Origin of the sequence: Candidatus Thiodubiliella endoseptemdiera, from assembly GCF_964212635.1 — a bacterium.
Classification (GTDB): Bacteria; Pseudomonadota; Gammaproteobacteria; order PS1; family Pseudothioglobaceae; genus Thiodubiliella; species Thiodubiliella endoseptemdiera.
Window position 1 is genome coordinate 254,373 of record NZ_OZ156463.1, and the last position, 12,569, is coordinate 266,941.

Annotated in this window: 12 protein-coding genes, 1 tRNA gene and 1 pseudogene; 5 read left to right on the plus strand and 9 right to left on the minus strand. The window is 38.8% G+C overall.

What is annotated here, in order from left to right:
- Window positions 1–3: 3 nt before the first annotated feature.
- Together AB8525_RS01395 and uvrB are read right to left on the minus strand one after the other, a co-directional pair.
- The gene (locus AB8525_RS01395; protein WP_369178162.1) at window positions 4–777 is read right to left on the minus strand and encodes a pentapeptide repeat-containing protein; all 774 of its coding nucleotides are present in this window, start codon (window positions 775–777) and stop codon (window positions 4–6) included.
- Window positions 774–2,762, minus strand: a complete 1,989-nt coding sequence (gene uvrB, locus AB8525_RS01400) for an excinuclease ABC subunit UvrB (protein ID WP_369178164.1) — start codon at window positions 2,760–2,762, stop codon at window positions 774–776. Before uvrB ends, AB8525_RS01395 begins: the two co-directional genes overlap by 4 nt.
- Window positions 2,763–2,821: 59 nt before the next feature.
- On the opposite strand from uvrB, the gene AB8525_RS01405 reads away from it, so the two are divergent.
- The gene (locus tag AB8525_RS01405) at window positions 2,822–4,009 is read left to right on the plus strand and encodes a pyridoxal phosphate-dependent aminotransferase (protein WP_369178165.1); all 1,188 of its coding nucleotides are present in this window, start codon (window positions 2,822–2,824) and stop codon (window positions 4,007–4,009) included.
- Here the strand turns inward: AB8525_RS01405 and AB8525_RS01410 are convergent.
- From AB8525_RS01410 to AB8525_RS01420, 3 genes and pseudogenes are all read right to left on the minus strand, one after another.
- Complete coding sequence (locus AB8525_RS01410) at window positions 4,006–4,152, minus strand: hypothetical protein (RefSeq protein WP_369149988.1); 147 nt, start codon at window positions 4,150–4,152, stop codon at window positions 4,006–4,008. The two genes, AB8525_RS01405 and AB8525_RS01410, sit on opposite strands and share 4 nt — an antisense overlap.
- A gap of 2 nt (window positions 4,153–4,154) precedes the next feature.
- Window positions 4,155–5,118: pseudogene (gene galE, locus AB8525_RS01415) on the minus strand (UDP-glucose 4-epimerase GalE); the annotation flags it as partial.
- A 92-nt stretch (window positions 5,119–5,210) separates the two neighbouring features.
- On the minus strand, window positions 5,211–5,360 hold the full coding sequence (locus AB8525_RS01420) for a hypothetical protein (protein WP_369150120.1): 150 nt from the start codon (window positions 5,358–5,360) through the stop codon (window positions 5,211–5,213).
- Window positions 5,361–5,432: 72 nt separating this feature from the next.
- Here AB8525_RS01420 and lptG point away from each other — a divergent pair, with 72 nt between their 5' ends.
- Entirely contained in the window at window positions 5,433–6,518 is a 1,086-nt protein-coding gene (gene lptG, locus AB8525_RS01425) for an LPS export ABC transporter permease LptG (RefSeq protein ID WP_369152022.1), read from the plus strand.
- A 28-nt stretch (window positions 6,519–6,546) separates the two neighbouring features.
- Entirely contained in the window at window positions 6,547–8,043 is a 1,497-nt protein-coding gene (locus AB8525_RS01430) for a phosphoethanolamine transferase (RefSeq protein ID WP_369179071.1), read from the plus strand.
- Here AB8525_RS01430 and AB8525_RS01435 read toward each other — a convergent pair.
- Window positions 8,032–8,580, minus strand: a complete 549-nt coding sequence (locus tag AB8525_RS01435; RefSeq protein WP_369178167.1) for an undecaprenyl-diphosphatase — start codon at window positions 8,578–8,580, stop codon at window positions 8,032–8,034. The genes AB8525_RS01430 and AB8525_RS01435 overlap by 12 nt on opposite strands.
- 63 nt (window positions 8,581–8,643) lie before the next feature.
- Between AB8525_RS01435 and AB8525_RS01440 the strand changes: the two genes are divergently transcribed.
- Together AB8525_RS01440 and AB8525_RS01445 are read left to right on the plus strand one after the other, a co-directional pair.
- On the plus strand, window positions 8,644–9,228 hold the full coding sequence (locus AB8525_RS01440) for a hypothetical protein (RefSeq protein ID WP_369178169.1): 585 nt from the start codon (window positions 8,644–8,646) through the stop codon (window positions 9,226–9,228).
- 52 nt (window positions 9,229–9,280) lie between these two features.
- Window positions 9,281–9,356 (plus strand) — tRNA-His (locus AB8525_RS01445).
- A 53-nt stretch (window positions 9,357–9,409) separates the two neighbouring features.
- On the opposite strand, the gene radA is transcribed toward AB8525_RS01445, so the two are convergent.
- From radA to glyA, 3 genes are read right to left on the minus strand one after another with little or no spacing between them, the layout of a single operon-like run.
- The gene (radA, locus tag AB8525_RS01450) at window positions 9,410–10,771 is read right to left on the minus strand and encodes a DNA repair protein RadA (RefSeq protein ID WP_369152028.1); all 1,362 of its coding nucleotides are present in this window, start codon (window positions 10,769–10,771) and stop codon (window positions 9,410–9,412) included.
- Entirely contained in the window at window positions 10,758–11,222 is a 465-nt protein-coding gene (gene nrdR, locus AB8525_RS01455) for a transcriptional regulator NrdR (RefSeq protein ID WP_369178171.1), read from the minus strand. Before nrdR ends, radA begins: the two co-directional genes overlap by 14 nt.
- An 8-nt stretch (window positions 11,223–11,230) precedes the next feature.
- Window positions 11,231–12,484: a serine hydroxymethyltransferase gene (gene glyA, locus AB8525_RS01460; RefSeq protein WP_369178172.1), complete on the minus strand. Its 1,254-nt coding sequence runs from the start codon at window positions 12,482–12,484 to the stop codon at window positions 11,231–11,233.
- Between the last annotated feature and the right edge of the window lie 85 nt (window positions 12,485–12,569).

The window sequence follows — 12,569 nt, forward strand, 5'->3', positions numbered from 1 at the left end:
TTTTTAAATGAGACCTTTGCATAAATAGGGATGATTAGCAAAATGACAGATTTTATTAAATTGGAAATTTTTTAAATCCACTCCTAGCAGGGCTAAGGGTGTTTTTAAAAAGTTTGTAATTTGATGAAAGATGGCGTTTTGATGATTATTCATATTTATGCAAAGGTCTCTAAATATTAAAAATGTCTGGCGATTGGCAGAGGTAAGTACTATATCCTCATACATAATGCGCTCAATGATTGCATGGCTTAAATCAAGGCTACCAATGGTAGCATATGCAAAATTCACGATATGGTGTATGCGTGCATTAAAAAAATTAACATTTTTAATAAATTTAGCACCAAGAAAATAAGTAGATTGCGTAAATTCAGCATTAGAAAAATCAACATCTTGCATAAATTTAGCTCTAGAAAAAACAACTATTTGATTGAATACAGCAAGAGAAAAATTAGCATGTTGGGTAAATATAGCCTTATAAAAATTAGATTTTTTAACGAATGAGAAAGATCTAAAGTCAGCGTCTATTAAAAAAATACAGTACTTAAAATCTTCTGTTTTTAAGCGCATATCAACTTGTGATACCTCTTCAATTAGGTAGTAAGTTTTATTACCTTCATCTAGAAGATTTCTGTAACAAGGCTTAATAATGAAACGGCATCCATTTTTTTTGGTATTGATAAGATAGTCTGTATAAAAATTAGGATCTTTAACATAAAAACGCAAATATTCTTCTTTACCCTTAATAATTTTTTCAACACTAGTTAGTATAGGACTCATGACAAAAACTGCCCCTGTTTAAGTGTTTTAATTTGGTTACGCACACCTGCAGCTTGTTCAAATTTCAAGTTTTCTGCAAAGCTCATCATCTCTTTTTCTAATATTTTTAGTTCTTTGGCGAGTTGCACAGGGGTTAATTTTGTCATAATTGGGGTGTTATACTCACCTTTTGGATCGGAGACTATCGAATCAGCGTCTAAAATATCAACAATTGGGCGCACTACGCTTTTAGGGGTAATGCCGTTGGCTTTGTTATAGAGCTCTTGTTTTTTACGGCGACTGTCGGTGACATCCATCGCTTTTTGCATTGATTTGGTAATTTTGTCGGCATATAAAATCACATGGCCGTTGATATTTCGTGCAGCCCTGCCCATGGTTTGAATGAGTGAGCGTTCAGAGCGTAAAAAACCCTCTTTATCAGCATCTAAAATTGCCACCAAAGACACTTCTGGAATATCTAAACCTTCTCTGAGTAAGTTAATGCCAACCAATACATCAAAAACACCCAAACGCAAATCACGAATAATTTCCACTCGTTCAACAGTATCAATATCAGAGTGTAAATAACGCACTTTAACTTGATGTTCATTCAAATAATCACTTAATTGTTCAGACATTCGTTTGGTTAAAGTGGTTACCAAAACACGATCTCCTACTGCAACGCGTTTGCGTATTTCACTGAGCAAATCGTCCACTTGTGTTTCTGCACCGCGTATTTCAATCTCTGGGTCAAGTAACCCCGTTGGTCGCACCACTTGCTCGGCAACCGTGGTGGAAATATCCAACTCATACTGCGCAGGCGTAGCTGAAACCAGCAGACATTGATGCACTTTATCTTCAAATTCGGCAAACTTCAACGGACGATTATCAAGTGCTGATGACAGCCTAAATCCAAATTCCACCAGTGTGGTTTTACGCGCCCTATCGCCGTTATACATACCGCCAATTTGACTGGCTGTTACATGCGACTCGTCCAAAATTACTAATGCATTTTCGGGTAAATAATCAAATAGCGTTGGTGGCGGTTGTCCTGCCTCTCTACCCGATAAATAGCGTGAATAATTTTCAATACCATTACAATAACCCAGTTCAGTCATCATTTCAATGTCCATACGCACTCGCTGTGTGAGGCGTTGCTCTTCTACCAATTTATTTTGCGTTAAAAGTTCTTTTTGTCTAATTTTAAGTTCCGCTTTGATGTCATCAATCATATTCAAAATTTTAGATTTCGGCGTTACATAATGCGTTTGCGGGTAAATGGTAATGCGTTGTAAGCGTTTATATTTCTCACCCGTCAACGGGTCAAACCAGTAAATTGATTCGATTTCTTCATCAAATAATTCCAATCGCACCGCCTGCTCCTCCGAATCCGCAGGAAAAATATCAATCACCTCTCCTTTAACTCGAAAATGCCCACGCGTCAGACTAACATCATTCCGGGTGTATTGCATTTGCGATAAGCGCGACAAAATCTCTCGTTGATTAATAATCTCACCCACGCTCAAATGCAACAACATTTGCAGATAACTCTCAGGGTCGCCTAAGCCATAAATCGCCGAGACACTAGCAATGATAATCACATCATCCCGTTCCAACAACGCCTTAGTTGCACTCAAACGCATTTGTTCAATTTGTTCATTAATAGACGAATCTTTTTCAATATAAGTATCACTCGCTGGCATATACGCCTCGGGCTGGTAATAATCGTAGTAAGAAACAAAATATTCCACCGCATTATTCGGAAAAAATGCCTTCATTTCACTATATAATTGTGCCGCAAGTGTCTTATTTGGTGCCATAATCAAACTTGCTCGTTTGGTTTGTTCGATCACATTTGCCAAAGTAAAAGTCTTTCCAGAGCCTGTTACACCAAGCAATGTCTGAAATTTTTCACCCGCATTAATACCATCCACCAGTGTCTTAATCGCACTTGGCTGATCTCCCATCGGAGAAAATTGTGACCTTAATTGAAATTTCTTACCCATTAAGCAATTTTTTGATTATCATAAACGCTGAATTTTAACATTTTAAACACAAAGAAACTATGAACTATATTCTTTCAGACAGAGTTGGCAAAGTTAAACCTTCTGCCACATTAGCCGTTACCGCTAAAGCCAATGAATTAAAAGCACAAGGCATTCAAATCATTCCAATGGGCTCAGGAGAACCAGATTTTGACACACCAAAAAATATCCAAGATGCGGCAATTGCTGCGATTAAAAATGGGCAAACCCGCTATACAGCAGTTGATGGCACACCTGAATTGAAAAATGCGATTATCAGCAAATTCAAACGCGATAACGACTTGAGCTACAATAATAACGAAGTCATGGTATCCTCAGGCGGTAAACAAGTATTCTACAATCTGTGTCAGGCTGTGCTCAATACAGGCGACGAAGTAATCATTCCATCGCCTTATTGGGTCAGTTACCCCGATATGGTGATTTTGGCAAACGCCACACCAATCATTGTAGAAACAGGATTAGAACAAGATTTTAAAATTACACCTGAACAATTAGAAGCCAATATTACCAATAAAACTAAACTTTTTGTCATTAACAGCCCATCTAATCCGACGGGTGCTGTGTATAGCAAAACAGAATTACAAGCGTTGGCAAGAGTGTTGAGGAAATATCCACAAGTGCTTATTATCACTGATGATATCTACGAGCATATTCGTTGGGGCGTCAACAATGGCAAAGATGATTTTATCAATATCGTTATGGCGGATGCAAGTCTGAAAGAACGCACTATTATTCTTAATGGCGTGTCTAAGGGCTATGCCATGACCGGTTGGCGTATCGGCTATGGTGCAGGTCCAGAAGCCATTATCAAAACAATGAAAAAAATTCAAGGTCAATCCACCTCAAATCCATGTTCTATCGCTCAAGCAGCAGCATTAGAAGCTTTAAATGGTGACCAAGATATTATTGATACCATGGTAGCAGCGTTCAGTGAAAGACATGATTTCATCGTTGATACACTCAATGCAATTGACGGCATTGAATGCCCAAAATCACAAGGTGCATTCTATTCATTCCCACGCGTGGAAGGCTTAATCAAGCGATTGGAATTAAAAGATGATGTGGAACTTTCTACCTACTGCCTTGAAAAACTTAATATTGCTCTTGTGCCTGGATCTGCCTTTGGTGCTGCAGGTTATGTACGTTTTTCGTTTGCTACGAGTATGGACAATATTAAAATTGCTGTTGAGAAACTAAGTAATATTTAGAGACCTTTGCATAAATAGGGATGATTAGCAAAATGACAGATTTTATTAAATTGGAAATTTTTTAAATCCACTCCTAGCAGGGCTAAGGGTGTTTTTAAAAAGTTTGTAATTTGATGAAAGATGGCGTTTTGATGATTATTCATATTTATGCAAAGGTCTCATTTAAAAACCCATCAGGATTTTGACTTTGCCAACGCCAAGTGTCTTCACACATTTCATCTAACTCGCGTTCAGCCTGCCAGCCTAATTTCGTTTTGGCAAAACTTACATCGGCGTAGCAAGTAGCAATGTCGCCAGCACGCCTATCAACAATTTTGTAAGCCACAATTTTGCCCGATGATTTTTCAAAAGCCTTAACCATATCCAACACTGAGTAACCGTTGCCTGTGCCAAGATTAACGATGAGCACCTGTGGTTCGTCCAATGCTTGCAAGGCTTTCACATGCCCTTTTGCCAAATACACCACATGGATATAATCCCGAACGCCAGTGCCATCAGCTGTATCATAATCGCCGCCAAATACATTTAATTTATCAAGTTTCCCAACTGCCACTTGTGAGATATATGGAATAAGATTGTTAGGCACACCGTTCGGATTTTCGCCAATCAACCCACTTTTGTGTGCACCAATAGGGTTGAAATAACGAAGCAAGGCAATATTCCAGGCATCGTCTGCCACAAAAACATCTTGCAAAAATTCCTCAATCATCAACTTTGAACGCCCGTAAGGATTGGTGGCTGACAAGGGAAAATCCTCGCGAATTGGCACCATTTTTGGATTACCATAAACTGTTGCTGAAGAACTGAACACAAAAGTTTTACAATCAAAATCACGCATTACCTCAGCCAAAATAAAAGTCCCGCCGACATTGGTATCGTAGTATTTAATCGGCATCTCCACCGACTCTCCCACCGCTTTGAGCCCCCGCAAAATGAATCACCCCATCAAAATTATGCACTTCAAAAACTTTCGTTAGCCCTACTTTATCCCGCACATCCACCTGATAAAAAGGAATATCTACACCCACAATCCGCCTAACGCGCTTCAATCCCTCCAACGACGCATTGCACAAATTATCCACCACAATAATCTTATATCCCGCCTCAATCAACTCAATGCAAGTATGTGTACCGATATAGCCCGCACCGCCTGTTACTAGTATTTTTTTCATATGGTATTTTATTTAAAAATGTAGTAATACTATATGAGACCTTTGCATAAATAGGGATGATTAGCAAAATGACAGATTTTATTAAATTGGAAATTTTTTAAATCCACTCCTAGCAGGGCTAAGGGTGTTTTTAAAAAGTTTGTAATTTGATGAAAGATGGCGTTTTGATGATTATTCATATTTATGCAAAGGTCTCTATATTATTAAATTAAAGGTACTGGGTTTAATCAAAATAAACTAAAATATTCACTATGAAAATTCTTGACCGTTATATTGCCATGACATTACTCATTTACACTTTGAGCGTAATGGGGATTTGGGTGGGGGTTTATGCGTTGTTTAATTTTATTAATGAGGTGGATTTGATTGGGCAGCAGAATTATACGATTGTATCGGCAATTATTTATGTGGTTGCGGATTTACCTGCGGTGATTTACTCTCATTCCTCGGTAATCATTTTGTTGGGATGTTTACTGGGCTTAGGGCATTTAGCTTCCACTTCTCAGTTAATTGTTGTGCGTAGTGGCGGGCTTTCTATTATGCAGATTGTACAAAAAGTGGTGATAATTGCTCTGTTATTTATTTTTACGGTAATGTTGCTAGGTGAGTTTATCGCACCTGTTACCGAAAAATATGCAGAATCTTATAAAACTAAGTCATTAGGGTATGCCGTTTCTAATGTCAGTCGACAGGGTTTTTGGCTTAAAAATGACGATACAATTATCAATGTTAAAAAGAACTTTGGTGGTAATATTTTTGGCGATGTAACACTAATTAAAGTTAACGACAAATATCAATTAGACTCGGTTTTTCATTCTAAAAAAGCAGTATTTAATAAAGGCAATCTTAACCTTGAAAAAGCCAAACATTATCAATTAAAATTAGATGGAAAGTTGACAAATATTCAGTCTAATGATTATCAGCGTTATGATACTAGTGTGTCTTTTGACCAAGGGCTAATTGATTCCTTAAAGAAAGATCCGGAAGAATTGTCCAGCTGGGAATTATATCGACACATGGTGTTTTTGGATGACAATTATCTGGCTTCAGGGGCTTTTAAGGTGGAATTATACAAACGATTGGTTAAGCCGATTACTTTGGTGGCAATGCTAATGATGGCAATGCTGTTTATCTTCGGCTCATTGCGCGATGCGACACTCGGTAAGAAAATATTTTTAGGGGTGGTTATTAGTTTGTTTTTTGAATTGTCATCACGCATTGGCGGGGTAATCTCGTTGCGTTTTGACTATGACCCACTCTTCAGTGCCTCAGTGCCTACTATCGTGGCTTTAACGATTGCATTTTTACTATTGAAAAGAAAATCAGATGAGGTATAGGGTAATGACTGTCAATCGCTTATTATTCATGGTTTGTAGCTTTATTGTTGTATTCGATAACTTGGTATTTTGGGATAAATTATTCCAAAGGATTAATTTTTTTGAAGCATCTGGATTTGGATTTACAGTGGGTTTTATGGGTTTATTTTTTGCGATTTTATATATCGTATTGGTGTTATTCAGTAACAAGATTACACTCAAAGTATTTTTATCCATTATATTATTAGTCTCTGCCATTATTGGTTATTTTTCTAAGCTCGGCGTGGTATTTGACCAATTTATGCTCGCTAATATCATTGACAATATTAAAGAGCAGAATACCAAAGAAGCGTTGGAATTACTGTCTGTTCCGCTGGTAATACATATTAGTATTTTTGGGCTTGTGCCGATTGTATTGCTATGGATGGTTAAAATTAAACGACAGTCTTTTTTGATTGAAAGCAGAAATAGGGTTTTAGCAACGCTTGTAGTGGTAACAGTTTGCATTATGATGATTTGGGCTAATATGAAATCTGTCACCTATTTTGGGAGAGAAAATCGGGATTTGCGTTATTTTATCAATCCGTTATTTGTGATTAATGCCGGGTATTCTTATGTGGATGATGTTTATTTTCCAAGTCGTAAAGAATATTTTAAAGTGATTGGTGGTGATGCAGTTATTGAAGGTAAGCAGAAAAAAACTGTGGGTATCTTTATTGTTGGGGAAACCGCAAGAGCTGATCGTTTTGCTTTGAATGGCTATGACAAAGACACAAATCCGAGATTGTCCAAGCGCAATCTGATAAATTTTAGTAATACCGCTTCCTGTGGTACTTCGACGGCATATTCAGTACCTTGTATGTTTTCATTATTAGGTAAAGACGACTACTCGCCACAAAAGGCAGATAATCAATCTAATGTGCTGGATATATTGAAGAAAGCAGGGGTGAAAGTTTTTTGGCTAGACAATAATTCCAGTTGTAAAGGGGTTTGTGCTCGGATTGAAAATAGAAATATGCTCTCTGAAAATAAGTTGGATATTGCAATGTTGGATGATTTAAAAAATACCATTGATAAGCAAAATTCTGATGTGCTGATTGTGTTACACTCGCTTGGATCTCACGGACCAAGATACTATCGTCGCTACCCCAAAGCTTTTGGTAAATTTACCCCTGTGTGTGAAAATACTCCAGAAAAATGCAGCCATGAAGAAGTAGATAATGCCTATGATAACAGTATTTTATACACCGACTACCTAATTGACAGCAGCATACAACTGATTAAAGATAACTACACCAATGGCTTTGTCTTCTACGCCTCTGACCATGGCGAATCACTGGGGGAAAGAGGTGTATATTTACACGGACTACCTTACATTATTGCACCTAAAGAACAAACTCATGTACCGATGTTAGCGTGGTTTAGCGATGAAAAATCGGCTACCGTTGATAAACCATCATCTCACGACAACATTTCCCACTCTTTGTTAGGGTTGTTTAAAGTTAAAACTGAGGTTTATAACCCCTCTCTCGACTTATTTAAATAGCATTTTTTCTATCTTCAGAATAACACCATTAATAACGAACAACCTATATCTTAATTGATAGACAATAAGTGCACTCATAACACCAACAACGATACCTGCTACAATATCCAATGGATAATGCACCCCCTCAAAAACTCGTAAAAATGAGCTGATAATCCCGAAAGGCAATAGTATAGCACCTATTTTCCGTGTAGGCTTGAACAGCAACAAAGTACCAATAACGGCAAATACAAAAGTCGTGTGATCTGATGGAAATGAAGAATCGGCAATATGTTCCTTTAAAGTAACGCCGATATTATCCATAAAGGGGCGATTATGAAAATACAACAAGCCAATGATACGACTGATGGATAATGCCAAAATCGTACTCAAAAAAGCAAAAATGGTTTCGTTTTTATGTTGCATTACAAAATATAAATAAACCACAAGTGTGATTAGTAGATATGGAAAATACTCGCCCAAACCAATACCAATTGCATCAAGATATTGATTTTTTCCTGCAAATGCATTAATATATAAAAATAGTTCTTGATTCAATTCACTCTCCAATATTGTGCATATTATATAGTTACCTGCCCCTTATTACATTATAATAACACAATGAAATTTTTAATATTACTCTTACTTTCCACCTCAGTACTGGCACTTAAACCCCACACAGCAACTTACACTTTGTCAGTGTCGGACTTTGAAATTGCACAGGTGAAAATAGCCTTACGCAAGAAGGGGGATGTCTATACTTATACGCTAGATGCACAAACCGAAGGGTTAGCCTTCCTAATTAAAGACTATCAAATTCGCTCAAAATCTACTTTTACCCTTAACCAGTTTGGGCTACAATCGCAACGCTATCAAAATTTTGAACGCGATGGTAACCAAGTCAAAAAAGACATTGATATTTACCTTAAAAAAATGCAAGTTGACCCACTCAACCAAACCTTATCCATTAGCAATGCACTAGCAAAAAATTCAAATGAAAAGAATTTTTACTTGTTGTTAAATAACGGCGAAAGCATCGCCAAAAAATACTATCAACAAGTCCAGAATAATAGCAGCAACCTCATCCATGTCATTAGCTCAGACGGAAATACAGAGGTTTACTTCGCCAGAAACAAATACTACATCCCCGTCCTAATCCGCAACAAGGACTTCACCTATAAGCTTAATAGTGTAAATTTTAATTAAAATCTTTTACAAACCCTTGTCCGTTATGGTTAAAATACGCACTTAGTTTATGGCGGGAATAGCTCAGTTGGTAGAGCCCCGGATTGTGATTCCGGCTGTCGCGGGTTCGAGCCCCGTTTCTCGCCCCATATTCTAAAAAAGGGATTGCGCAAGCAATCCCTTTTTTGTTTTTGTTAAAAAATTAACTATTTTCAGCCATATATTGCAAAGCTTGGTAAAGGTATTCCACAGGAATGACTTTGATACCTTTAATGAGTTTTTTTGGGGTATTGGCTTTGGGGATGATGGCAGTTTTGAATCCGTGTTTTTGAGCTTCAGATAGGCGTTCGATAGCGTTGTAAACAGGACGAACTTCGCCTGTGAGTCCGACTTCACCGAAGGCAATCCAGTCTTTGGGGATGACTTTGTTCCTAAGGCTGGATGAAATTGTGAGCATTACTACTAGGTCTGATGCAGTTTCATTGACTTTGATACCACCAACCACATTAACGAAAACATCTTGGTCAAAAGTGGCAATGCCTCCGTGTTTATGCAAAATGGCGAGTTGCAGTGCTAAACGGTTTTGATCCAAGCCTACGCAGATACGCTTTGGGTTGCCATTAGCTTGATCAACCAGTGCTTGTAGTTCTATCATTAGAGGGCGAGTAGCTTCGCGAGTAACCATAACCATTGCACCTGGAAGTGGCTTGGTTTGATTGGATAAGAATATGGCAGAAGGGTTTTCCACCTGCTGCAATCCAGTTTCGCTCATGGCAAAAACACTGATTTCATTCACAGCACCAAAGCGGTTTTTAACGGCACGGATAATACGATAACGACCACCTGCATCGCCTTCAAAATACAAAACACAATCCACCATATGCTCTAAAATCCTTGGCCCCGCTAATGCACCGCCTTTAGTCACATGCCCAATTAAAAATAAAATGGTGCTGGTTTGTTTAGCATATTGCGTCAGTTGCGCGGCACAATCTCGTACTTGGGTAACGGATCCAGGGGCGGAAGTTGAACCATCGGTTGCCATGGTTTGAATGGAGTCAATAACGATAACTTTAGGATGTAATTCTTTGGCAAGTCGGATAATTTTCTCTAAATGGGTTTCGTTTAAAAACAACACATCTTCTTTAATACCCAAACGCACTGCCCTATCGCTTACTTGCTGTGCGGATTCTTCGCCGCTCACATATAAGACGGTATTCTCTTTGTTGATGACAGCCATGGCTTGCAAAATCAGGGTAGATTTGCCGATACCTGGGTCGCCACCGATTAATACTACTGAGCCATCTACCAAACCACCGCCCAAAGTGCGGTCAAGTTCCGTCAGCCCTGTGGTCAGTCTAGATTTTCTTTCAGATTTAATTTCAGAGAGTTTTTGCACTTTTGAAGGAGGTAAATCTTGTAGGCTTTCTGGTTTTGAAGAGGTAATCTTGAACAAAGCCACTTCTTCTAAAGTATTCCACTCTTTGCACTCTAAACACTGCCCTGCCCACTGATGACAAGATGCACCGCATTCTCGACAGAGGAATTCTGACTTAGTTTTTGCCATTTTTGTCCATTAATTTATCGATTTCTTGACGAAAAGCCTCAACATCTTGAAATTGACGATAGACAGAAGCAAAACGAATATAAGCCACTTCATCTAACAGCTTGAGTTCTTCCATTACCCACTCACCAAGTTTTTCAACAGGAACTTCGCTTTCAGATTGGGTTGTCAATCTATGCACAATATCACATACCGAAGTTTCTATCGCTTCAGATTCAACATTGCGTTTTTCCAAGGCCTTTAGCAGTCCAGAACGGAGTTTGTATTCATCAAATGCTTCGCGTTTACCATCTTTTTTAATCAATCTAGGTGGGTTTAAGTCCATCATTTCACAGGTTGGATAGCGTTCCCCACAGGCAGCACATTCTCTGCGTCTGCGAACCTGTGCCCCATTGTCAGATAAACGCGTATCTAATACTTTGGTTTCATCGGATTGGCAAAAGGGGCAATGCATTATTTTCTTTAACCGTAAACTGGGTGATTAGCACAAAGCGCTGCCACCTTAGTTTTAACCGCATTAATGACGGATTGATTGTCTAAATTATCACAAATATCACATATCATTAATGCCAATTCACCACATTCTGATTCGCCAAAACCACGGGTTGTTACCGCGGGTGTGCCGATGCGGATGCCACTGGTGATGAATGGGGATTGTGGGTCATTTGGTACAGCATTCATATTCACAGTGATATGTGCATTACCAAGGGCTGCGTCAACAGCTTTACCAGTTAAACCTTGCTTGATGAAACTGACTAAAAACAAATGGTCATCTGTGCCGCCTGACACCACATCAAAGCCTCGTTCAATAAACACAGTCGCCATTGCTTGTGCATTTTTAACCACTTGTTTTTGATAGAGTTTGTAGTCATCGCTCATTGCCTCTTTAAAACTCACTGCTTTGGCAGCAATAATGTGCATTAATGGCCCTCCCTGAATACCAGGGAAAATGGCAGAATTGAGTTTTTTCTCAATCTCTGCATTGGCTTTTGCCAAAATCAAACCACCTCGTGGCCCACGCAAAGTTTTATGCGTGGTGGTGGTGGTTACATCGGCAATGCCGACGGGTGACGGGTATTCTCCAGCGGCAATCAAGCCAGCAACATGTGCCATATCCACCATTAAATACGCACCGATTGAATCGGCAATGTCTCTAAAACGCTGCCAATCTACAATGCGTGAATAGGCGGAAAAACCAGCGATAATCATTTTTGGCTGATGTTCTTTGGCAAGTGCCTCTACTTGAGCATAATCAATCTCGCCGGTGCTTTCATCTAAACCGTATTGAATGGCGTTAAAGTTTCTACCTGAAAAACTCGGCGCTGCACCGTGTGTTAGGTGTCCACCATGTGCCAAACTCATCCCTAAAATCGTATCCCCCGGTATCAATAACGCCTGAAAAACAGCAGCATTCGCCTGTGAACCGGAATGAGGCTGCACATTGGCATAATCCGCATTAAACAAGGCTTTTGCACGGTCAATTGCCAACTGCTCAATCACATCTACATACTCACAACCACCGTAATAACGCTTACCTGGATAACCTTCTGCATATTTATTTGTAAGTTGAGAGCCTTGTGCTTCCATTACCGCAACTGAGGTATAGTTTTCACTGGCAATCAACTCAATATGTGCTTCTTGGCGGGCTTCTTCTTTGGCAATTGCGTTGGCGATATCGCTATCTACTTTGGCTAGGGTGTCAGATTTTTTGAACATAATTTTTCCTTTTTATTTGAATGGAATTATTTTAACGCACAAAACTAAATTAAAATAATCAATAGACATAAAAAAATCACAAACG

Bases quoted from the DNA above. Each gene is read 5' to 3' on its own strand.
- AB8525_RS01395 (WP_369178162.1), bottom strand. From the start codon at position 777: ATGAGTCCTATACTAACTAGTGTTGAAAAAATTATTAAGGGTAAAGAA.
- uvrB (WP_369178164.1), bottom strand. From the start codon at position 2,762: ATGGGTAAGAAATTTCAATTAAGGTCACAATTTTCTCCGATGGGAGAT.
- AB8525_RS01405 (WP_369178165.1), top strand. From the start codon at position 2,822: ATGAACTATATTCTTTCAGACAGAGTTGGCAAAGTTAAACCTTCTGCC.
- AB8525_RS01410 (WP_369149988.1), bottom strand. From the start codon at position 4,152: ATGAATAATCATCAAAACGCCATCTTTCATCAAATTACAAACTTTTTA.
- AB8525_RS01420 (WP_369150120.1), bottom strand. From the start codon at position 5,360: ATGAATAATCATCAAAACGCCATCTTTCATCAAATTACAAACTTTTTA.
- lptG (WP_369152022.1), top strand. From the start codon at position 5,433: ATGAAAATTCTTGACCGTTATATTGCCATGACATTACTCATTTACACT.
- AB8525_RS01430 (WP_369179071.1), top strand. From the start codon at position 6,547: ATGGTTTGTAGCTTTATTGTTGTATTCGATAACTTGGTATTTTGGGAT.
- AB8525_RS01440 (WP_369178169.1), top strand. From the start codon at position 8,644: ATGAAATTTTTAATATTACTCTTACTTTCCACCTCAGTACTGGCACTT.
- radA (WP_369152028.1), bottom strand. From the start codon at position 10,771: ATGGCAAAAACTAAGTCAGAATTCCTCTGTCGAGAATGCGGTGCATCT.
- nrdR (WP_369178171.1), bottom strand. From the start codon at position 11,222: ATGCATTGCCCCTTTTGCCAATCCGATGAAACCAAAGTATTAGATACG.
- glyA (WP_369178172.1), bottom strand. From the start codon at position 12,484: ATGTTCAAAAAATCTGACACCCTAGCCAAAGTAGATAGCGATATCGCC.